This is a genomic window from Bauldia litoralis, assembly GCF_900104485.1.
GTDB lineage: Bacteria > Pseudomonadota > Alphaproteobacteria > Rhizobiales > Kaistiaceae > Bauldia > Bauldia litoralis.
This window is the reverse complement of sequence record NZ_FMXQ01000002.1, coordinates 247,180-269,847: the sequence shown is the minus strand read 5'-3', so window position 1 is coordinate 269,847 and position 22,668 is coordinate 247,180. Positions and strand designations below refer to the sequence as shown.

General features: G+C 65.9%; 18 protein-coding genes. 9 read left to right on the top strand and 9 right to left on the bottom strand.

Annotated elements, in window-relative coordinates:
• Window positions 1-33 precede the first annotated feature (33 nt).
• The 9 genes from BLT60_RS05195 to mazG all read left to right on the top strand — a co-directional run bounded on the left by BLT60_RS05195 (window position 34) and on the right by mazG (window position 10,781).
• A complete protein-coding gene (locus BLT60_RS05195; protein ID WP_090875225.1) occupies window positions 34-2,244 on the top strand; it encodes a CHASE2 domain-containing protein in 2,211 nt (736 codons plus the stop codon).
• Between the two features lie 214 nt (window positions 2,245-2,458).
• A complete protein-coding gene (locus BLT60_RS05190) occupies window positions 2,459-3,604 on the top strand; it encodes a septal ring lytic transglycosylase RlpA family protein (protein ID WP_244521148.1) in 1,146 nt (381 codons plus the stop codon).
• 73 nt (window positions 3,605-3,677) lie between these two features.
• Entirely contained in the window at window positions 3,678-4,871 is a 1,194-nt protein-coding gene (locus BLT60_RS05185) for a D-alanyl-D-alanine carboxypeptidase family protein (protein ID WP_090875223.1), read from the top strand.
• 27 nt (window positions 4,872-4,898) lie between these two features.
• Window positions 4,899-5,546, top strand: a complete 648-nt coding sequence (gene tmk, locus BLT60_RS05180) for a dTMP kinase (RefSeq protein ID WP_090875222.1) — start codon at window positions 4,899-4,901, stop codon at window positions 5,544-5,546.
• Complete coding sequence (locus BLT60_RS05175; protein ID WP_090875220.1) at window positions 5,546-6,643, top strand: DNA polymerase III subunit delta'; 1,098 nt, start codon at window positions 5,546-5,548, stop codon at window positions 6,641-6,643. Before tmk ends, BLT60_RS05175 begins: the two co-directional genes overlap by 1 nt.
• A gap of 71 nt (window positions 6,644-6,714) precedes the next feature.
• A complete protein-coding gene (gene metG / locus BLT60_RS05170) occupies window positions 6,715-8,268 on the top strand; it encodes a methionine--tRNA ligase (RefSeq protein WP_090875218.1) in 1,554 nt (517 codons plus the stop codon).
• A gap of 15 nt (window positions 8,269-8,283) precedes the next feature.
• A complete protein-coding gene (locus tag BLT60_RS05165; RefSeq protein ID WP_090875216.1) occupies window positions 8,284-9,063 on the top strand; it encodes a TatD family hydrolase in 780 nt (259 codons plus the stop codon).
• Window positions 9,064-9,067: 4 nt separating this feature from the next.
• Window positions 9,068-9,865, top strand: coding sequence for an MBL fold metallo-hydrolase (locus BLT60_RS05160; RefSeq protein ID WP_090875214.1), 798 nt, complete (start codon window positions 9,068-9,070; stop codon window positions 9,863-9,865).
• 97 nt (window positions 9,866-9,962) lie between these two features.
• Entirely contained in the window at window positions 9,963-10,781 is an 819-nt protein-coding gene (gene mazG, locus BLT60_RS05155; protein WP_090875212.1) for a nucleoside triphosphate pyrophosphohydrolase, read from the top strand.
• Between the two features lie 13 nt (window positions 10,782-10,794).
• Here mazG and hflX read toward each other — a convergent pair whose 3' ends face one another.
• From hflX to BLT60_RS05110, 9 genes are all read right to left on the bottom strand, one after another.
• Window positions 10,795-12,186: a GTPase HflX gene (gene hflX, locus BLT60_RS05150; protein WP_090875210.1), complete on the bottom strand. Its 1,392-nt coding sequence runs from the start codon at window positions 12,184-12,186 to the stop codon at window positions 10,795-10,797.
• Window positions 12,183-12,449: an RNA chaperone Hfq gene (gene hfq / locus BLT60_RS05145; RefSeq protein WP_090875739.1), complete on the bottom strand. Its 267-nt coding sequence runs from the start codon at window positions 12,447-12,449 to the stop codon at window positions 12,183-12,185. Before hfq ends, hflX begins: the two co-directional genes overlap by 4 nt.
• A 112-nt stretch (window positions 12,450-12,561) precedes the next feature.
• Window positions 12,562-13,443 carry a D-amino-acid transaminase gene (locus BLT60_RS05140; RefSeq protein ID WP_090875207.1) on the bottom strand — a complete coding sequence of 294 codons (882 nt, stop codon included), beginning with the start codon at window positions 13,441-13,443 and terminating at the stop codon, window positions 12,562-12,564.
• Entirely contained in the window at window positions 13,444-14,895 is a 1,452-nt protein-coding gene (locus BLT60_RS05135) for a TrkH family potassium uptake protein (protein ID WP_090875206.1), read from the bottom strand. It abuts the gene before it with no gap.
• Between the two features lie 13 nt (window positions 14,896-14,908).
• The gene (trkA, locus tag BLT60_RS05130) at window positions 14,909-16,285 is read right to left on the bottom strand and encodes a Trk system potassium transporter TrkA (protein WP_090875204.1); all 1,377 of its coding nucleotides are present in this window, start codon (window positions 16,283-16,285) and stop codon (window positions 14,909-14,911) included.
• A 30-nt stretch (window positions 16,286-16,315) separates the two neighbouring features.
• A complete protein-coding gene (gene ntrX / locus BLT60_RS05125; RefSeq protein WP_090875203.1) occupies window positions 16,316-17,683 on the bottom strand; it encodes a nitrogen assimilation response regulator NtrX in 1,368 nt (455 codons plus the stop codon).
• Between the two features lie 18 nt (window positions 17,684-17,701).
• Window positions 17,702-19,909 (bottom strand): sensor histidine kinase NtrY-like, encoded by a 2,208-nt coding sequence (locus tag BLT60_RS05120; protein WP_244521147.1) that lies wholly within the window; start codon window positions 19,907-19,909, stop codon window positions 17,702-17,704.
• A 189-nt stretch (window positions 19,910-20,098) separates the two neighbouring features.
• Complete coding sequence (gene ntrC, locus BLT60_RS05115; protein ID WP_090875201.1) at window positions 20,099-21,541, bottom strand: nitrogen regulation protein NR(I); 1,443 nt, start codon at window positions 21,539-21,541, stop codon at window positions 20,099-20,101.
• Between the two features lies 1 nt (window position 21,542).
• Window positions 21,543-22,658, bottom strand: a complete 1,116-nt coding sequence (locus BLT60_RS05110) for a two-component system sensor histidine kinase NtrB (protein WP_090875738.1) — start codon at window positions 22,656-22,658, stop codon at window positions 21,543-21,545.
• Window positions 22,659-22,668 lie beyond the last annotated feature (10 nt).

Below are 22,668 nucleotides of genomic sequence, written 5' to 3'. Positions count from 1 at the left end.
GGCGAGGGCGCCGATACACCCGGGAGCCGCGCGGTGAGCGTCAAGGCTGGCTGGGCCTATGTCTTCCTGGTAGCCGCGGTTCTCCTCGGGGCGACGGCGCTCCGGGTCGCCGATCCCTTCTTTCTCCAGGCGCTGCGGCTGGTGGCCTTCGACTCCTACCAGCGCCTCGAACCGCAGGCCTATGACCCGGACCTGCCGGTCCGCATTGTCGATATCGATGAGGCGTCGCTGGCGGAGGTCGGCCAGTGGCCGTGGTCGCGGTCGACGATCGCCGGCATGCTCCAGAACCTGTTTGCCGCCGGCGCGGTGACGGTCGCTTTCGACGTACTCTTCACCGAACCGGACCAGACGTCGCCGGAGCAGGTGGTCAAGCGCCTGACCCCGGAAGAGGCGGCGCTGCTGGAACCGATCCTGGTCAATCGGCCGGGCCATGACGCCATGCTGGCGCAAGCCATCGGACTGGGTCCGACGGTGCTGGCGACGGTGCTGAATGGCGGCGAGACGGGGAGGCCGCCGTCCAAGGCCGGCTTCGCGATTGCCGGCGACGACCCGCTGCCCTTCATTCCGGCCTTCTCGGGCAACGTCAACAACCTGCCCGGCCTTGAGGAAGCCGCCTCCGGGATCGGCTCGATCAACTGGATTCCCGATCGCGATCAGGTGGTGCGGCGGTTGCCGCTGGTCTACCGACAAGGCGACCAGCTGGTGCCGACGCTGGCGATGGAGACCCTACGCGTCGCGCAGGGCGCCAGCACCTATATCCTCAAGGCATCGAACGCCAGCGGCGAGACGGCCTTCGGCGCATCGACCGGGCTCAACAACATCAAGGTCGGCGACCTGGAGATTCCGACCAATGCCGACGGCGGACTGCTGCTGCAGTTCCGTCCGTCCAACCCGGCCGCCTTCATTCCGGCCAGGTCTGTGGTCTCCGGCGATTTCGATCCGAATGCGGTCGCGGGGCGGATCGTCCTGGTCGGGTCGAGCGCGGCCGGCCTCAACGACCTGCAGGCCACCCCGATCGACGCGGCGCTGCCCGGCGTCGAGGTCCAGGCACAGGCGATCGAGCACCTGATCGCCGGCCGCAGCCTGACACGGCCGGATCACGCGCTGGCGCTGGAACTGCTCTTCGTGCTGGTCGCCGGCGTCATCCTGGCATTCTTCCTGCCCCGGATCTCGGCCGGCGCGTCGGCGCTGATCGGCGCGGTCGCCATCGCCGGGGTCTTCATCGGCGGCTGGGCATCCTATCTCTACGCCGGGCTTCTGCTCGATCCGACCTATCCGGCGCTGGCGATCTTCGCCCTGGTCGGGTCGGCGACGCTCTACATCTACCGCCGTGTCGAGCAGCAGCGCGGCGAGGTCCGCCGCGCCTTCGGCCATTACGTCTCGCCGGATGTCGTCGACGAGCTCATCGCCAACCCCGATCGCCTCGAACTCGGCGGCGAGGTGCGCGAACTCACCCTGCTATTCTGCGACGTGCGCAACTTCACGTCGATCTCGGAACGCATGACGGCGCACGAACTGACGCAATTCATCAACGGGCTGCTCAGCCCGCTCAGCGAGATCATCCTCAAGCACCGCGGCACCATCGACAAGTATATGGGCGACGCCATCATGGCCTTCTGGAACGCCCCGATCGACGATCCGGCCCATGCCCGGAACGCTTCTCTGGCGGCGATGGAGATGGCGACGAAAATGGCCGAGTTGAACCGCGACTGGCAGGCCGAGGCGGAGGCGGCCGGGAGGCCCTACCATCCGGTGGCCATCGGCATCGGCATCAACACCGGCAATTGCTGCGTCGGTAACCTCGGATCGACAATCCGCTTCGACTATTCGGCGATCGGCGACGACGTGAACCTCGCCTCGCGCGTCGAAGGGCTGTCGAAAGTCTACGGACTGACCATCGTCATCGGGGAATCGACCTTCGCCGGGGTAGGGGAGCCGGCCCTCGAACTCGACCTGATCCGGGTCAAGGGCCGCTCGCAGCCGAGCCGGCTCTACACCCTCCAGGGCGCTTTGGGCGTCTCCGACGAGCAGTTTGCCCGCCTTCAGCCGAGCCACGAAGCGATGCTGGCCGCCTACCGTGCGCGGGACTGGGATGGCGCCGACGCGGCGATCGCCACCTGCCGCTCGGTCGAGGTGCCGGCGCTCGACAAATATTACGAGCTTTACGCCTCGCGAATCGCCGTCTGGCGCCAGAATCCGCCGCCAACCGACTGGGACGGCGTCTTTACCGCCACCGAGAAATAGCCACCAGCGGCCAAATTGGCCGGAAAACGGGCGAATGGTCGCGCCCGCATCCAGGCCTTTAAGGTTGATTCATTCCCTCGCCTGTTTAATAAGATTCGGCTGTGGTGGGTGGACCAAGGGGCGATGTGATTCTGCCAAAGCGAAGCGAGACAGCCGGATTACGGCTGATTGGGGCATTTGCGCGTTCCGAAACCTCTGGTTCGGGACCGTTGGCATGCTGAAATCCGGCCGTTTCATGCCTGATCGGGCGCCGCTGCTGATGCGCGGAGCCCTGATCGCTGTCGGCCTGGTGTTTCTCGCTTCCTGTTCGTCCTCAGGGCCCGCCACCAAGTTCTCAGAAGCCGAATATGGCGTGAAGGCCAGTCCGCGCGTCGCTTCTGGCAAGTCTGTGCCGAAGGGCGGCGGCCGCGAGATGGTCGGAAAACCCTACCGTGTCGCCGGCAAGACCTACGTTCCGCAAGACGATCCCGACTACAAGGCGACCGGGCTCGCGTCGTGGTACGGGCCGAATTTCCATGGCCGCAAGACCGCCAATGGCGAAGTCTTCGACATGAACGACCTGACCGCCGCGCATCCGACATTGCCGCTGCCGAGCTATGTCCGCGTCACCAACCTGTCCAACAACCGATCGGTGGTGGTTCGCGTCAACGATCGCGGACCGTTCTCGCGCAACCGGGTGATTGACGTGTCGGCCACCACGGCCGCGCTGCTCGACTTCAAGCGGGCAGGGGTCGCCAAGGTCCAGGTCGAGTATGTCGGCAGGGCCGAGATGGACGGTCGCGATCGCGACATGCTGATGGCGACCTACCAGGGGCCGCCCGGCACCGCGCCGACCAAGAGCCGGTCGCTGTTCGCTTCGCGGAAGCCGACTCGCCATTTGACGATTGCGCAGCAGCCAATTGTCGTCGCCGCCACGCCGCGCACTGAGCCGCTGGCCGTCGTGCCGACCGAGGTGTCGACCGGCTTCAACGACCAGATCGGGCCGCTGATCCTCAAGTCCGGCTTCGTCAATTCCTATGCCGAGACCAACCGATTCACCCCGGCCCATGCGGCCGCGGCGGAATTGGCGGCGGAGTCAACGCCGGCCCGGCTGTCGACCTTTACCAAGCGCGATGCAGCACGGACGCTTTTGGCCGCGACAACCATCCAGCTCGGCGTTTTCCTCGATCAGCGCAACGCGGCCCGGGTCGGCGACGATTTTGCCCGCTTCGGTGAGGTGGTCACAACGGATCAGGCGCGCGACGGACGGACGCTTCGCATCGTTCAGGTGGTGATCCGCGATACCGCGATCGCCCCGGAAGCTGTGATCAAAGCCGCTTCGGCCGCTGGCCTTTCTGGCGCTTTCGTCGTTTCCCGCTAAAATCATCGCTGAGTCCTTGCGGCTTTGTCGGCTCCCGGGCCGGCTTTCCCGTTCCTGTCTTGAGGAAGCGTCGATGACCGTGCGCCATCGTGGCTCTACGATTTCGAACCGCCTGCGCGACGCCGCCGTGGCGGCGCTTGCCGGCCTGGTCTGCCTCGCTGCCCTGGCCGGGCCTGCTGCCGCCCAGTTGTTCGAGACGGCCGCCAAACAGGCCTTCCTGATCGACTATGACACCGGAACGGTGCTGTTCGAGAAGGAGGCCGACACCCGTTTTCCGCCCGCCAGCATGGCCAAGCTGATGACCATGGCGGTGGTCTTCAAGGCGCTCGACGAGAAGCAGCTCAGCCCCGACCAGGAATTCCAGGTTTCGGAGAATGCGTGGCGGACCGGCGGCGCGGTTGCCGGCGGCTCCACCATGTTCGCTGAGCTCGGATCCTCGATCCGGGTGATGGACCTGATCCGCGGCGCGATCATCCAGTCCGGCAACGATTCCTGCATCATCCTCGCCGAGGGAATGGCGGGCACCGAGGATGCCTTCGCGGAATTGATGAACCAGGAGGCCGAACGGCTGGGGATGACCAATTCCCATTTCGCCAACGCGACCGGATTGCCGAACACCGAGCACTATGTCTCGGCCCGCGACCTGGCGACCCTCGCAAGCCACCTGATCTCCGATTATCCGCAATATTACACGATCTTCGCCGAGGAGGCGTTCGAGTGGAACCGCATCTTCCAGCGGAACCGCAACCCGCTCCTCAAGATGAACATCGGCGCTGACGGCCTCAAGACGGGCTTCACCGAGCAGTCGGGCTACGGCATCACTGCCTCGGCCGTCCGAGACGGCCAGCGGCTCGTCGCTGTGGTCGCGGGCCTTGAGACCGACAAGGAGCGTGAACAGGAAGCCCGCAAGCTTCTCGACTGGGGCTACAGGGCCTTCGAGATGGTCGAGTTGTTCGCCGACCGCGAGGTCATCACCCAGGCGCGGGTTTTCGGCGGAGAGACCCGCACGGTCGGCGTCGTGAGCCACGGTCCGGTCAACCTCCTCCTGCCGGTCGGCCTGACCGACCTGATTAAGGCGGAGGTCATCTATCGCGGGCCCATACCGGCGCCGGTCCAGGCTGGTGTCGAGGTCGGCTATGTCAGCTTCACCACCGCCGAGGGCCTCAGCAAGCAGCAGCCGGTCTATACGGCCGCCGCCGTCGGCATCGGCTCGATGCCGCAGCGAGCTCTCGACGGGCTCGAGGAACTGCTTCTCGGCTGGTGGTAGCCGGTGCGTTTGTCTATATCCGTCCGCATGGCCGGCAAGTTCATCACCTTTGAAGGCGGCGACGGCGCAGGGAAGTCGACGCAGCTTCGCCTGCTCGTCGCGCGTCTGGCCGGGGAGGGCATCGCCGCTGTCGTCACCCGTGAACCGGGCGGTACGCCCACGGCGGAGACGATCCGCAAGGTCCTCCTGTCGGGCAGGGTCAAGTCGCTTGGCGCAGAGGCCGAAGCGCTGCTCTTCGCCGCCGCCCGCGCCGATCATGTCGACCGGCTGATCCGGCCGGCGCTTGCCGCCGGCGAATGGGTGCTGTGCGACCGTTTCTTCGATTCCACCCGGGTCTACCAGGGCGCGATCGGCGGCGTCGATGCCGGCCAGCTGGACGCGCTGGAACGGGTCGCCGTCGGCCGCAGCCGACCGGACCTGACGCTGATGCTCGATGTTCCAGCCGAGGTCGGCCTCAGCCGGGTCAAGGCGCGCCTCGAGGAATCGGGCGGCGTGCCCGACCGCTTCGAGAGCGACGAGATCGACTTGCAGCAGCGCCGTCGCCAGGCGTTTCTCGATATCGCCGCCGCCAATCCGGGACGCTGCGTGATCATCGACGCCAACCGGGACGAGGCGGCCGTCGCCGAAGACATCTGGCGGGCGGTGGAAAGCCGGCTGATCAAGCAGGCCGCCTGATGGCGCCCCGGAACGAAGCCAAGGACATCCCGCGCCTCGACCTTCTCGACGGCTGGCCGCTGCCGGACAGCCAGGCCGACTGGTATGGCGACCCTGCCGCCGAGACGACGCTGCTCGACGCCTATCGCGGCGGGCGGATGCACCATGCCTGGCTGGTCGGCGGACCGAAGGGCATCGGCAAGGCGACGCTCGCCTATCGCTTCGCCCGCTTCGCCTTCGCCCATCCCGACCCGCGCTCCGAGGCGGTGGCGGCGGCGACCAGCCTCGCCATCGATCCCGACGACCCGGCCTTTCGCCGCGTCGCGGGGCGAGGGCACCCCAACCTCCTGACGCTCGAGCGGCCGTATCGCGAGGACCGCAAGCGCTTCCTGACCGAACTCAGCGTCGACCAGATCCGGCGCACCGTCGCCTTCTTCGGCTCGACCAGCGGTGAATCCGGCTGGCGGATCGCCATCGTCGACCCAGCCGACGAGATGAATGCCAGTGCCGCCAACGCGCTGCTCAAGGTGCTGGAGGAGCCGCCGTCGCGATCGCTGTTCTTCGTCATCTGCCATTCGCCGGGACGTTTGCTGCCGACCATCCGCTCCCGCTGCCGCCGCATCGACCTGGCGCCGCTGTCGACCCAGGCGATCGTCCAGGCAATCCAGGCCAACGAGGGCGGCGATTTCAGCGACAATGACATCGCTCTCGCCGCGGCGCTCTCGGAAGGCAGTCTCCGCCGCGCGATCCTGCTCCTCCAGGACGGCGGGCTCGCGGTCTATCGCCGCTTCGCCGAATTCGCGGCAAGGCTGCCCAGTGCCGACATTGGCGGCATGCATGCGCTGGCCGACAGCGTCTCCAAACGCGGCGCCGATGATGCCTATGACGGCTTTCTCGACGTCGTCCGGGGCTGGCTCGGACGCCGGGTCCGGGGCGAGGGGGAGCCGGCCGGTGGCCCCGCGCCGTCAACCGCCAGCGCCGGCCTGCCGCTTGCCAGATGGGCGGAGGTATGGGAGAAGGTCAACGAAACTGCGGCGGAAGCCGAAGCACTCAATCTCGACCGAAAGCAAGTCGTTCTGTCCATTCTCATGTCATTCGCTCAAGCCACACGAATGTGATTTTCGCCACGGCGACCGTCTTCCGGCCGCTGTAAGCCCTTCCCGATGTCGAGGCATTTGGCGAGACGATTATGAGCGATCAGAAATACTACATCACCACTGCGATCTCCTATCCGAACGGCGCGCCGCATATCGGCCACGCCTATGAGGCCTTGGCGACCGACGCCTTGGCGCGCTTCATGCGCCTCGACGGCCGCGACGTCTATTTCCTGACGGGGACGGACGAGCACGGCATCAAGATGAAACAGACGGCGCTCCGCGATGGGCTGACGCCGCGCGAGCTCGCCGACCGCAACACGCCGCTCTTCCAGAAGATGGTCCGGGAGCTGAACTGCTCGCATAACGACTTCATCCGCACCACCGAGCCGCGACACTACGCGGCCTCGCAGGAGATCTGGCGGCGGATGGTGGAGACGGGCGACATCTACAAGGATTCCTACGCCGGCTGGTATTCGGTGCGCGACGAGGCCTATTACGCCGAGTCCGAGACCGAGGAACGGCCGGACGGCGTCCGCTACGGACCGCAGGGAACGCCGGTCGAATGGGTCGAGGAGGAGAGCTACTTCTTCCGCCTCTCCGCCTATCAGGACCGGCTGCTCGACCATTACGCCGCCCATCCCGAGTTCATCGGCCCCGACGAGCGCCGCAACGAGGTGGTCAGCTTCGTCAAGGGCGGGCTCCGCGACCTGTCGATCTCGCGCACGACCTTCGACTGGGGCATCCCGGTACCGGAGAACCCGGCGCATGTCATGTATGTCTGGGTCGACGCGCTGACCAACTACATCACCGGCGTCGGCTTTCCCGACGACACGGAGACCTTTGCCCGCTACTGGCCGGCCGACCTCCACGTCATCGGCAAGGACATCGTCCGGTTCCACGCGGTCTACTGGCCGGCATTCCTGCTGTCGGCCGGCCTCGAGCCGCCGAAGCGGGTCTATGCCCACGGCTTCCTGTTCAACCGCGGTGAGAAGATGTCGAAGTCGGTCGGCAACGTCGTCGACCCGTTCACGATGATCGATGCCTACGGCGTCGACGCGGTCCGCTACTTCTTCCTGCGCGAGGTGCCGTTCGGCCAGGACGGCAACTACAGCCACGACGCCATCGTCCAGCGGATCAACTCGGACCTTGCCAACGACCTCGGCAATCTCGCCCAGCGCTCGCTGTCGATGATCGCCAAGAATTGCGACGGCGTCCTGCCGCAGCCCGGCGATTTCACGCCGGAGGACAAGGCGCTGCTCGACCAGGCCGATGATCTGCTGGCCAGATGCCGGACGGCGATGGCCGGACAGCAGGTCCACGCCGCGCTCAATACGCTCTGGGCGCTGGTCGCCGAGGCGAACCGCTATTTCGCCGGCTCCGAGCCATGGGCCTTGCGCAAGACCGACGTCGCGCGGATGGGCACGGTTCTCTACGTCACCGCCGAGGCGGTGCGCCAGGTGGCAATCCTTGTCCAGCCGATCATGCCGGATTCCGCGGCACAACTGCTTGATCTTCTTGGCGTTCCCGAGGATCGGCGCGACTTCGCGGCGCTCGGGGAGGGCGGTCGCCTGACGGCCGGCACGACGCTTCCGACGCCGAGCGGCATCTTTCCGCGCTATGTGGAACCCGCGGACGAGCGGTCCTGATCTGGCGCTGGTTTGATGATCGTCGATAGCCACTGCCATCTCGACTTCCCGGATTTCGACACCGACCGTGACGCGCTGGTCGAGCGGGCGCGGGCGGCCGGCGTCGAGACCATGGTGACGATCTCGACCCGGGTCGCGAAATATGCCGGCCTTAAGGCGATCGTCGAACGCTATGACAACGTCTACTGCTCGATCGGCACCCATCCGCACAATGCCGCCGAGGAGCCGGACGTCACCACGGCCGACCTGATCGCCCTGGCCGCCGACCCGAAGGTCGTGGCGATCGGCGAAGCGGGCCTCGACTATCACTATGACAACGCGCCGCGCGACGCCCAGCGGACATCGTTCATCCGCCATATCGCGGCGGCGCGCGAAACCGGCCTGCCGTTGGTCATCCATGCCCGGTCGGCCGATGACGACATGGCGGCAATCCTCAGGGAGGAAATGGGGAAGGGTGCCTTCCCGGCCATCCTTCATTGCTTCTCGTCCGGCCGCGACCTGGCGCTCGCCGGCATCGAACTCGGCCTGCACGTGTCGTTCTCCGGCATCCTGACCTTCAAGCGCTCCGAGGATCTTCGGGCGATCGCCGCCGGACTGCCGCTCGACCGTCTGCTGGTCGAGACGGACGCACCTTATCTGGCGCCCGTTCCGCATCGCGGCCAGCGCAACGAGCCGTCCTATGTGGTTGAAACCGCAAAGGTTCTCGCCGAAACCAGGGGACTGGAGCCAGCCGCGCTCGCGGCGGCGACCACCGACAATTTCTATCGTCTTTTCAGTAAGATAGAGCGACCGTGAAGCGATGAGCCTGCGCCTCACGATCCTCGGCTGCGGCTCGTCGCCTGGCGTCCCGCGCATCGGCAACGACTGGGGTGCATGCAATCCGCTCGAGCCGAAGAACCGGCGCAGTCGCTGCGCCTTGCTGATCGAGCAATTCGGCGATGGCCCGATCCCGACGCGCATCCTGGTCGACACCGGTCCGGACATGCGCACGCAGCTTCTCGCAGCCAATGTCGATGCGATCGACGCCGTACTCTACACGCACGCCCACGCCGACCATCTCCACGGCATCGACGACCTCCGGGCGTTCTGGCTCAACACCCGCCGCGTGGTGCCAGTCCATGCCGACGACGATACCGCCGATCGCATCGAGCAAGGCTTCTCATACTGCCTGAAAACGGCGCCCGGCGGCTCGTATCCGCCGATCATCGCGCTCAATCGCGTCCAGCCGTATGAGCCACTGGTGATCGACGGCGCCGGCGGACCGGTCGAAATCATGCCGTACCGACAGATCCATGGCGGCGGAACGTCGACCGGCTACCGGATCGGCGGCTTCGCATATTCCTGCGACGTCAGCGCAATACCTGACGAGACCGCGGCGCTGCTCCATGACCTCGATACCTGGGTGGTCGGTGCGCTGCGCTACGAGCCGCATCCGAGCCATCTCAGCGTCGACGAGGCGCTCGCATGGATCGAGAGGCTGCGGCCGCGGCGCGCGATCCTGACTCACATGCACAACGATCTCGATTATGCGACATTGAAGGCGTCGCTGCCGGCGCATGTCGAGCCGGCCTTTGACGGGATGCAGATCACGCTGTGACCGTCCTGCCCATTTCCGCCTATACCAAAAAGTTCCATAATATATCTTATGCGACTTTCATTGATAGGCGCGGATTAGCGCATCGGAGACGTCGAGAATGAAGCCCTCCCGGGATATCGGCCGGCTGATCGAGATCATGGCGGCGCTGCGCGATCCGGTGACCGGCTGCCCCTGGGACAAGGAGCAATCCTTCGCCTCGATCGCCCCATACACGGTCGAGGAAGCCCATGAGGTTGCCGAGGCGATCGCCCGCGACGACATGGCCGACCTCCGCGAGGAACTCGGCGATCTGCTGCTGCAGGTCGTCTACCACGCGCGCATGGCCGAGGAAGTCGACGCCTTTGCCTTTGCCGATGTCGTGGAGGCGATCACCACGAAGATGATCCGCCGCCATCCGCACGTCTTCGGCGACGAGGATGCGCGCGCCGCCGGCCAGGCCAAGGGCGTCTGGGAGCGGATCAAGGCCGAGGAGAAGCGCCAGCGCCGGCTCAGGCGCGGTGAAGACGCCGAGGGGCCGCCAGGGCTGCTCGACGATGTCGCGAAAGGTTTGCCGCCCCTCGCCCGTGCCGTCAGGCTCCAGGCCAAGGCGTCGACGGTCGGCTTCGACTGGAACGACCCGCGCGCCGTGCTCGCCAAGCTTCGCGAGGAGATCGACGAGATCGAGGCCGAACTCGACACGTCGCCACGCGAGCCTGAGCGGGTTTCGGCGGAGGTCGGCGACCTGTTGTTCGCGGTCGCCAATCTCGCGCGACACCTCGATGTCGACCCGGATCAGGCGACGGCGGACGCCAACGTCAAATTCGCCCGGCGCTTCGCCATGATCGAGGCGGCGCTGGCGGCTGAGGAGCGCTCGCCCAAGGATGCCAGTCTCGAAGAGATGGAAGCGCTGTGGCAGCAGGCAAAGCTGGCCGAATAGCCGCCGGACGGCCTCAGGCCGCCGCGTCGGCTTCCGGCGCCGGGGGTTGCTTGGTGACCAGCCGCGCCTCGGGAAACGCCTTGCGAAACCGGTCCAGGGCCCCTTCCGCAACCCGGACATGGGCCGTCACCGTTCCTTCGCTGCTGTCTTCGCGGTCGAGGACTTCGCCCATCTCGTAGAGCCTGTGCAGGCGCGTCAGGCCGTCTGCCGTCAATTCGACCCGGTAGATCGGCCGGTCGATCGCCAGGTGGTCCTCTATGGCCGTCAACAGTGTCTCCAGCCCTTCGCCGGTCAGCGCCGATACCGGAATGACGGTCGGACCCGCCGGTTTCCCGGTCTTGGTCGGCGCCCGGCGTGCCGGCGGCCGCTGATCCGGCGGAATCAGGTCGATCTTGTTCCAGACCTCGATGACATGGTCGGGATCGCTCGCATCGATGTCGAGTTCCCCCATCACGGCGGCGACGTCCCTGGCCTGCTCTTCCGTATCCGGGTCGGCAATGTCGCGGACATGGAGGATCAAATCCGCCTCGGCGACCTCCTCCAGCGTGCCGCGGAAGGCCGCGACCAGTGACGTCGGCAGGTCGGAAACGAAACCGACGGTATCGGACAGGACGATCGCCGTGCCGTTTGGCAGCTCCACCCGGCGGAGCGTCGGGTCGAGCGTCGCGAAAAGCCGGTCATCGGCAAACACGCCGGACTGGGTCAACGCATTGAAAAGCGTCGATTTTCCAGCGTTGGTATAGCCGACCAGCGCGGCGATGGCCTGGCCGGACCGCTTGCGCGTACGGCGCTGAAGCCGGCGGCGCGTCGCGACCGAGGCCAGTTCGACCTTGATCCGCTCGATGCGCTCCGACAGTGCCCGCCGGTCCGCCTCGATCTGGGTCTCGCCCGGGCCGCCGAGGAAGCCGAAGCCGCCGCGCTGCCGTTCCAGATGGGTCCAACTCCGGACCAGGCGGCTCTTCTGGTAGGTCAGATGGGCGAGTTCCACCTGCAGCCGCCCTTCCCGCGTCCGGGCCCGCTCGCCGAAGATCTCGAGGATCAGCCCGGTCCGGTCGATGACCTTGGCTTTCCACGCTTTTTCGAGGTTGCGCTGTTGGACCGGCGACAGCGGATGATCGACGATGACGAGGCCGATCTTCTCGGCGTCGAGCCTTGCTGCGATCTCGTCTACCTTGCCGGTGCCGAACAGCGTGCCCGGCCGGTAACTGGCCAACGGCACCGCCACCCCCTCGATCACGTCGAGATCGATCGCCGCGGCGAGGCCGACGGCCTCCTCCACCCGGGCGGCACTGTCGCGGCCACCCTGGGCATCCGCCTTGGTCCGGACAATCGGCACGAGAACCAGCGTCCGCTCGGGCGGTCGCCGGAGGTCGTGGTCGTCCGTCGCGTCTTCAGTCTCGCTCAATCGGACTCCTGTTTCGCCGCCGCCCCTTCCTCGGGGGGCTCGAAGAGTTGCAGAGGGGCACCAGGCATGATCGTCGATATGGCGTGCTTGTATACCAATTGCGAGTGCCCGTCCCGCCGCAGCAGCACGCAGAAATTATCGAACCAGGTGACGATGCCCTGAAGTTTCACGCCGTTGACAAGGAAGATTGTCAGCGGTGTCTTGTTCTTGCGAACGTAGTTGAGGAACGTGTCCTGTAGGTTTTGTGCGCGGTCCGCCATTATCCGTCTCGTCTTTTTTTGGCTGTCTGGGAGGAGCGCCAGTCGCCGCCATCGGCCCACCACCAATGAGCGCCATCAGTTTGAACGGTGTTGACCCTTGCGTCACCTATGAATTTCACTTCGTCAAGGACGCCCAGTTGCGCCCGTAATCGGCGTGATCGTGGAATACGGACCGAAGCCGGATTGCAACCGGACCGGGAAGACCGTCGCCGAGGGTCTCCCCGTCGACCTTGACCACCGGCATCACGAGGGTCGACGACGCCGTGATGAAGGCCTCCCTGCCGGCCCGGACCTCGGCCAGGGTGAAGGGCCGTTCCTCGACCGTCATGCCCAGGTCCTCGGCGGTCTCAAGCACGACCATCCGCGTGACGCCGCGCAGGATACTGTGATCCGCTGGCCGGGTGACGAGCACGCCCTCCCCGGTCACGATCCATGCATTGGTCGACGAACCCTCTGTAATGTAATCGTTTTCGTCGATGAACCATGCCTCGAAAGCGCCGGCCTCCCGCGCCTTCTGCTTGGCCAGGACGTTGGGGAGCAGCCCGACGCTCTTGATGTCGACCCGTTCCCATCGATTATCGGGGGTGGTGATGACGGCGATGCCCGTCCTCGCCCTTTCCCGGCCCTCGGCCGGGTTGATCGACCGCGCAGTGACGATGAGGCCCGGCGCCACCTCCGGGTTCGGAAAGGGGTGATTGCGGGGCGCAACGCCGCGGGTCACCTGAAGGTACACGATGCCGTTTCGCACCCGGTTGCGCCGCACGACTTCGCGAAGGATGGCGCCAAGTGCAGCCGGATGTCGCGGCTCAGCCATGCGAATTTCGGAAAGCGAGCGCGTCAGGCGCTGCAAATGCCGGCCTTCGTCGACCAGAAGTCCGTCCTTGACCTCGCAGACCTCGTAGACCGCATCGGCAAACTGGAAGCCGCGATCCTCGATATGAACCCCTGCCTGGCCATGCGGCAGGTACCGACCGTTTACATAAGCAATTCGGGACATTCAGGAACGCCAATATGCGATGTTGAGGGCGCCGAGCAGCACCAGGACTTCGATCCGGCCAAGAACCATGGTGACGATCATCACCAGTTTGGCGAAAACGCTGAAATCCGCGTAGGCGGGCCAGACGTCGGGCGCGGGCCAGTCGGTCGAATAGAGCGGGCCCATGTTGGAGAAGGCAGCGATCGCCGCGGTCAGGGCGCCATCGAAATTCGGCTCCGAGGCGGCGATCAGCAGGGTGGCGGCCATGATGACGAACAGCCCGACGATGATGCTGCTCCAGATCGATTTCATCTGGGCAATGTCATAAAAGGCACTGCCGAGCCGGGCCGTGCGAATGCTGTGCGGATAGACGAGGCGGCGCAGTTCCTGAAGTGAAAGCGTCAGCATCCCGCCGATCCGGTAGTATTTGATGCCCCCCGCCGTCGATAGCGCGCAACCGCCGATGACGGCGAACAGCAGGACGATCGGCAGCGGCAGCGCGGCAATTCCCCCGGTATGCGCCTCGAACCCGGTCGTGCTGACGAGCGATGCGCCGCTGACGAAGCCGTCGCGCAGCGAGTCGAAGAAGGAGAAGGCCGGCGCGTCCGACCGGCCGACGGCGAAGGCCACCGTGTAGAGCAGGGTCGCGAGCAGCGCCATGCCGATCATCCAGTAGCTCTCCCGGTGCTTCGCCGCCATCGACCAGCGCCCCTCGAGCACCATCCGGTGCCAGATGATGCTCGTCGCGCCGATCAGCATGAACACCGCGATGATGACCTCCGCGAAGCTCGAGTCGTAGGCGGAAAGGTTTCCTTCCATCGGCATGAAGCCGCCGGTCGAGACGGTCGACAGGGCCAGGCAGACGGCGTCGAAGGGCGGAATGTCTGTGGCGAGGAGAAAGCCCGCGCAGGCGACGGTAATCGTCATATAGGCGATCGTGACCCGCCGCAGGGTGTCGCCCAGCCGGTTGAAGCGACTGTCGACGCTGGTTCCGATCGGAACGCGCGGAATGCCGCCGAGGCCGCTCGGCGAAATGATGGCGACGACGGTCAGCAGCGTGATCAGCCCGCCGATCCATTGCAGTTCGGCGCGGAAGAAGATGCCGCTGAAACCGAGCGGCGCAATCGCCTTGAGGGCGCTCGCCCCGGTCGTCGTATAGCCCGACACGGCCTCGAACAGCGCCGTGACGTAGCCGACATCGGCGATCCGCATGATGGGAATGGCGGCCAGCAGCGGCGGCACGACCCAGATCGCCACGACCAGCACGTAACCGGCGACGCGGTCCAGGTTCCGGCGACGTCCGCGCAGGGCGAAATGCGCCGCGCCCGCCAGGAAGCCGATCAGTCCCGCCACGACCAGGAAGACGGCTGCCGAATGGCGTTCCCCCGTCGCCAGCGCGATGGCCGCCGGCAGCAGCATGGCGCCCGCAAATCCCGCGAGGGCCTGGGCAAGAAGGTGGAAGACGCCGATCATCTTTTCGCGGCGATCAGAAGAATTCGAGGCTCACGCGGAACATCTGCTCGACCTGCCGCACCTTGTCGGCAGTGGCGAAGATGATGACCCGGTCCTTCGCCGCGATCTTGGTCGACCCGTGCGGGACGATCACCTTGCCGTCCCTGAACACGGCGCCGATGCGAATGCCGTCGGGCAGGTTGAGGTCGCGCAATGCCTTGCCGACCAGCGGCGAGGTGTCGAGCGCCTCGGCCTCTATGACCTCGGCGAGCCCGTTCTCGATGGTGTGCACCCCGCGGATACGGCCGCGCCGCACATGCTGCAGGATCTTCGAGATCGTCACCGACCGGGGACTGACGGTTGCGTCGATGCCCAGCGTTCCGGCGAAAGCCGGATAGGACCGATTGTTGATCAGCGCCATGTTGCTGGCCGCGCCGAGCCGCTTGGCCATGACACAGGCGAGGATATTGACCTCGTCGTCATTGGTCACCGCGACCAGGGTGTCGGCGTCCTGGACGTCGGCCTCCTGAAGCAGGTCCTGGTCGAGCGCGTCGCCATGGAGCACCACGGTCCGCTTGAGGCGGTCGGCAATGGCGATCGCCCGGTCGCGCGACATCTCGATGATCTTGACGCGGGCGCGCGAGCCGCGCGCCTCGAGCGCCTCGGCGACATAAAGGCCGATGTTGCCGCCGCCGGCGATCACGACGCGATGCGCCTCCGGCTCCTCATGGCCGAAGATGCCCAGCGTCCGGCGCACCTGGTCGACCTTGCAGACAACATAGACCCGGTCGCCGACCAGCATCGCATCGGACGATCGCGGCACGAACAGCCTGCCCTCGCGCAGGACGCCGACCACCACCGCCTGCAGGTCGGGAAAGAGCTCGGTCAGTTGCGACAGCGGCGTATCGACGACCGGGCAGTTCTCGCCGAGGTCGATGCCGATGGTCACCACCTGGCCGTCGGCAAAACGCACGGCATCGACGGCGCCCGGCGCTTCCAGCCGGCGCAGCACCAGTTCGCCAACCTCAACCTCCGGCGAAATGATGACGTCGATCGGCAGGTGGTTCGAGGAAAAGAGGTCCGCCCAGTGCGGCTGCAGGTAGCTCTGCGAGCGAATGCGGGCGATCTTGGTCGGCACGTTGAACAGCGAATGGGCCACCTGGCAGGCGACCATGTTCACCTCGTCATAGAGCGTCACCGCGATGATCATGTCGGCCTGGTCGACACCGGCCTGCGCCAGCACGTCGGGATGGGCGCCGTGGCCGATGAAGCCCCGGACGTCCAGCGAATCCCGGATCGCCTGGATCAGCTCATGCGACGTGTCGATGACCGAGACGTCGTTCTCTTCCGCCGAAAGACGCTCGGCGATACCGAAGCCGACCTGGCCGGCACCGCAAATCACAACCCGCATTGTGGCAACCCCCTGCCGTTGTCGCGGTGGCTAGCCGACACCAAGCGATTTGAGCTTGCGATGCAAGGCCGACCTCTCCATGCCAACAAATTCGGCCGTCCGCGAGATGTTTCCGCCGAAACGGTCGACCTGGGCCTTGAGATATTCGCGCTCGAAGATCTCGCGGGCGTCGCGCAAGGGCAGCGACATCAGGTGTTCGCCCCCTGCCCGGCCCGGTGTCGTCGGCAGCATCTCGCCGATCTCGGCCGGCAGCATTTCAGCGGTGATCGCCTCGGCGGCGTCGCCGCGGGCGAGAATCAGCAGGCGTTCGACATTGTTGCGCAACTGGCGAAGGTTGCCCGGCCAGTCATGGGCCTGAAGCACGGCCATTGCGTCGGAGCCGATCTCGCGTTCGGGAAGCCCCGTGGCGCGCGAGATCAGCGCCACGAAATTCTGGACCAGCTCCGGGATATCCTCGCGCCGCTCGGCCAGCGCCGGCACCCGCATCGGCACCACGGCCAGCCGATGAAACAGATCCTCGCGGAACTGCCCTTCCTGGGTCTCCCGCTCCAGGTCGCGGGCGGTCGAAGAGACGATGCGGACATCGACATTCACCCTGGTCGAGCCGCCAACCCGCTGAAAAGTCTGGTCGACCAGCACCCGCAGGATCTTGTTCTGCGTCTCCCGCGGCATGTCGCCGACTTCGTCGAGATACAGCGTGCCGCCATGCGCTTCCTCCAGCGCACCGACGCGGTGGCCGGCGCCGTTCAGCGACTCGTTGCCAAACAGCGCCTCTTCCATGCGATCCGGCGTGATCGCCGCCGCGTTGATCACCACGAAGGGGCCGGAGGCGCGGCCGGACAGGCGATGGATCGCGCGCGCCACGAGTTCCTTGCCGGAACCGGACGGGCCGGAAATCATCACGCGGCTGTTGGCGGGCGCAACCTTCTCGATCAACTGACGAAGATGGTTCATCGCGGCCGAATGGCCGACCAGTTCCACCGCCTCGCCGGAGCGCTCGCGCAGCGACTGGACTTCCTTGCGCAGTTGCGAGGCTTCGAGTGCGCGTTCGGCGATCAGCACCAGCCGGTCGGCCTTGAACGGTTTCTCGATATAATCGTAAGCGCCGCGCTTGATCGCCGAAACGGCGGTCTCGATGTTGCCATGGCCGGAAATCATCACCACCGGCAGGTCCGGATGGTCGCGCTTGATTTCGTCGAGCAGTTGCAGGCCGTCCATGCGGCTACCCTGCAGCCAGATGTCGAGAAAGATCAGCGACGGCCGGCGCTTGGCGATTTCGGCAATCGCCGTATCGGCGTCGGCGGCCGTCCGCGTTCCGTGTCCTTCGTCCGACAGGATGCCGGAAACGATGTCCCGGATATCCGCCTCGTCGTCGATGATGAGAATGTCTGAAGCCATGCTTGTCCTGTTTCGCCCCTACTCGGCCATCGACTCTTCGGACTCGGCCGTTGCCGATTCCTCCGCGCCGCCGCGAGCGCCCGGCAGCCGCACCCGGACGAGCGCTCCATGCCCGCCATGCGCGACCTCCGGGGAGTCCATCAGTTCTATGCGTCCGCCGTGTTCGGCAATGATCTTGGTCACTATCGCCAGTCCAAGTCCCGTGCCTTTCTCGCGAGTCGTCATGTAGGGCTCAAGAAGCCGATGCCGGTTTTCCGCCGGAAGGCCGATGCCCGTATCGACCACGTCAACGACGATCCAGTTGTCTTCGATCCGTCCGGACACCGTCAGCTTGGCGCCGGTCTTCTCGTCGGCCGGCAGCCCGGCGATCGCTTCGGTGCCGTTCTTGACGATGTTGGTGAAAGCCTGGGACATCAGCCGGGCGTCGAAATCGCCAAGCAGAGGCTCCGCCGGAAGGTCGAGGGCGAAAGTTATCTCCGGATGGGCGACCTCGAGCAGGAACACCGCCTCACGGATCGATTCGGCGAGATTCTTCCGCTCGATCGTCGGCTTCGGCATCCTTGCGAAGGAGGAGAACTCGTCGACCATCCGACCGATGTCGCCGACCTGGCGAATGATGGTGTCGGTGCACTGCTCGAAGATCTCGCGGTCTTCCTGGACGACCTTGCCGAACTTGCGGCGCAGCCGTTCGGCCGAAAGCTGGATCGGCGTCAGCGGGTTCTTGATCTCGTGGGCGATGCGCCGGGCAACGTCGGCCCAGGCAGAGCTGCGCTGGGCCGAAACAAGGTCGGTGATGTCGTCGAGGGTAATGACGTAGCCGTGGGCGCGCTCGCTGGAGCCCTCGGTCGTCACCCGCACGTTGATTGTCCGCTCACGGTTGACGGTGTTGACCGAAATCTGGTCGCGCTGCTCCGGCCGTTCGCCGCGCAGCGCCGCGGCGACCACCGGGCCGAGTTCCGGCATGATCTCGGTGATCGGCCGCCGCTCGACCGAGCCCTTGTTGACGTTGAGCATCCGCAGGGCCGTCCGGTTGGCGATGGTAATCCGCCCTTCCCCGTCGATGCCGATGACGCCCGCCGTCACGCCGGAGAGCACCGCCTCGGTGAAGCGGCGCCGGCTGTCGATCTGTTCGTTGGCGGACAGCAGTTCCTCGCGCTGGCCGCGCAGCTGGGCGGTCATCGTGTTGAAGGTATCGCTCAGGTCGCCGAGGTCGCCCTCGGATTTCTTGGACGGCACCCGTACCGCCAGGTTGCCGGCCGAGACCTGCTTGGCAGCGTCGATCAGGCGGCGGATCGGCGCCACCAGGCGGTTGGCAAAGCTGATGCCCAGCCAGATGGCCGAGAGCAGGACGACCAGCGCGACGCCGAGATAGAGAATGCCGAAGGCAAGCTGGATGCCGAACCGCGTCGCCTCGAGCGCCCGGTACTGGGTGACGTTCTCGCTCGCCAGCGTCACCTGGTGGAGGGCCTCGGGGGCGATCGGGCGCAGCGCGTAGATGAAGACGTCGTCGTAGTCGTCCAGCTTGGCGACACCGCCAACCATGTTGGTCGACCCCGGGGTGATCAGCGCCGGCTGGCTCGGTTCTGCCGCGGCGCGGGCGATTGCCGAAGGTGGCGGCGGCGGGAACTGGGCCTGCGAACCGACACGCGCCTCCGCGACGATGCTCCCGTCGCCCTTGACCAGAAACGCGCCGGGCAGGTTCCGCTCCTGGGCGTTGGCGGCAAGGAATGTCTGGAAGCGGTCAGGGTCGTCGATCAGGAGGGACCGGGCCCGTTCGAGCTCCGACTCGAGGCCGAGGATGTCACGGTCGAGCAGGTCGACCTGCTGATCGATGAAGGACTGGGCGATGGCGGCCGAGTTTTCGACGATGGCGCGGGTACTGGTCGAGAACCAGTTGTCGAGGCCGCGGTCGAGCGTGACGCTGGCAACGACGGCAACGAGGATCGCGGGCGTCGCTGCGACGATGCTGAACAGCGCCACGATCCGGATATGCAGCCGGGCCGCCGCCCGCCGCCGTCGCCGGGCGAGAACCAGCGCCGCAATCTCCCAGCCGATGACAAGCACCAGGAAGACCGCCAGCGCGCCGTTGACGATCAAGACCGTCAGGACGACATACTGGGTCGGCTCGATGGGCGTCAGGCCCATCAGGATGAAGAAGGTCGCGGCCGCGACAATCAAGGCCGAGACAACGCCGACATAGCCGCTGGCCCTGACGAGACGAGACATCTCGAATGTCCGGCGGTTCAGCGGCGTGCTGAGAGGAAATGGGGTTTCGGCCGTCATTGCACCCTTGGGCCACACCGCCGACGGGCTGAGGCCGCCGGCTCAAGAGGATCGAACTACGGCAGCCTGCGGTTAAATTGCAACAACATTGTGATTGAAAAACAACAGGGGAAAACCCGGGCTCGACGCCCCCTAGCGTCCGCCCCTGATGATCTGGATGTCGAGGTCGCGAATCTTCTTGCGCAGCGTATTGCGGTTCACACCGAGAAGTTCGGCTGCCTTGATCTGGTTGCCGCGGGTCGCGGCCAGCGCGACGCTGATCAGCGGATTTTCCACCTCGCGCAGGATACGGTGGTAGAGGCCCGGCGGCGGCAATGTCTCGCCGAATCCCTGGAAGTAGGTCGCCAGGTGCCGCTCGACCGATACCGACAGGCTCTCGTCCTCCTCGCCGTCGCCTCCGGAAACGGACGCCGCCGGCTGGTCGACCTCGGCCTCGATGATGTTGTCGGTAATCGTCTCCTGCGGATAGAGCGCCGCCAGCCGGCGAACCAGGTTCTCCAGTTCGCGGACATTGCCCGGCCAGCGATAACGCTTCATCCGCTCCATCGCCGCGACCTCGACGCGCTTGGTCGGCAGGCCCTCCTTCTCGACGATCGCGAAGAAGTGGCGAACCAGGTCCGGGACGTCCTCGCTCCGCTCGCGCAGCGGCGGCAGGCGTATCGGTACGACGTTGAGACGGAAGAAGAGGTCCTCGCGGAACAGCCCCTGATTGATCAGGATCCGCAGGTCCTTGTTGGTCGCTGCGATGATCCGCACGTCGGTCTTGATTGAGGTCCGGCCGCCGACGGTGGTGTATTCGCCCTGCTGCAGCACCCGGAGCAAACGGGTCTGCGCCTCCATCGGCATGTCGCCGATCTCGTCGAGGAACAGCGTGCCGCTCTCCGCCTGCTCGAAGCGGCCGGAGCTTCGCGCCTGGGCACCAGTGAAGGCCCCCTTCTCATGCCCGAAAAGCTCGGCTTCGATCAGGTCGCGCGGAATTGCCGCCATGTTGATCGCGACAAAGGGACCGGTGCGCCGCTTGCCGTAATCGTGCAGGGCGCGGGCGACGAGTTCCTTGCCGGTGCCGGACTCGCCGGCAATCATCACCGTCAGGTCGGTCTGCATCAACCGGGCGAGAACGCGGTAGATGTCCTGCATCGCCGGCGAGCGACCGACCAGCGGGATATTCTCCCCCGGATCGCCGCCTTCCGGCTCGAGGCGACGCGCCTTGGGCTCGGCGAGGGCGCGACCGACGATCGTCGTCAGTTCCTTGAGGTCGAACGGTTTCGGCAGGTATTCGTACGCGCCGCGCTCGGAGGCGCGGATCGCGGTCATGAAGGTGTTCTGGGCGCTCATCACGACGACCGGCAGGTCGGGCCGGATGCGCTTGATCCGCGGCAGGAGGTCGAAGGCGTTCTCGTCGGGCATCACCACGTCGGTGATGACGAGGTCGCCCTCCCCGGCGCTGATCCAGCGCCACAGGGTGGCAGCGTTCGATGTCAGCCGGACCGAGTAGCCGGCCCGCGACAGTGCCTGGTTGAGCACGGTGCGGATCGCGGCGTCGTCGTCGGCGACCAGGATATTTCCAAGCGGCATTCTATTGATCCTTCACTGGCGCCGACCGGCTGGGAAAGGCCGGCATCAGCACCCGGAAAACGGTCTTCCGACCCTGGGATTCGCATTCGATCACGCCGCCATGATCGCCGACGATCTTCGCCACCAGCGCCAGACCAAGCCCGGTTCCATTCGCCTTCGAGGTAACGAAGGGATCGAAGAGATGCGGGATCATGTCGGGCGGGACCCCGCCGCCGTTGTCGCGCACGCAGAATTCGAGCGGCAGGCTGACCTTGTCGCTGTTGCCGGCGACGGAGAGGCGAACGCCCGGCCGGAAGGCGGTGGACAACACGATCTCGCCATCCGGCTGGTTGCCGATCGCCTCGGCGGCGTTCTTGACCAGGTTGAGGAAGACCTGAACGAGCTGGTCATGGTTGGCATACACGGGCGGCAGCGACGGGTCGTATTCGTCGACGATCTTGATGTTGCGGGCGAAGCCGGAGCGGGCGACGCCACGCACCCGGTCGAGGACGACGTGGATATTGACCGGCTCGCGCTCGATCGGCCGCTCGTCGGAAAAGACCTCCATCCGGTCGACCAGCTTGACGATCCGGTCGGCCTCGTCGCGGATCAGGCGGGTCAGGGCCCGGTCGTCATTCTCGACGGAGGTTTCCAGAAGCTGCGCTGCGCCGCGGATGCCGGAAAGCGGGTTCTTGATCTCGTGGGCGAGCATCGCGGCAAGGCCGGTCACCGAACGCGCCGCGCCGCGATGGGTCAACTGGCGATCGATCTTGTCGGTCATCGTCCGTTCCTGAAGGAGGAGGACGATGCTGCGTTGGTCGTCGCCGACTGGTGAGGCGTAGATGTCGACCACCCGCTCGGCGCCGTTGCGCGGCGTGCCGACATCGACGCGATACTCGGCAACCGCGGAACCGCGTTCGCGGACCTGCTCCATCAGCGAGAGCAGCGGACTGCCGAAGGGGATGAAGTCCTCAAGCCGGTGGCGTTTGAGAACGCTCACCGACGCCTGGAAAAACAGTTCGGCGGCATTATTGGCCGCGCCGATACGGTCGTCGCCCTCCACCAGAACCACCGGGTGAGGCAGCGCATTGAGCAAGGCCCATGCGTTGACGTCGCCCGCCGGACGCGATTCGGTCATCGCTTCAGCT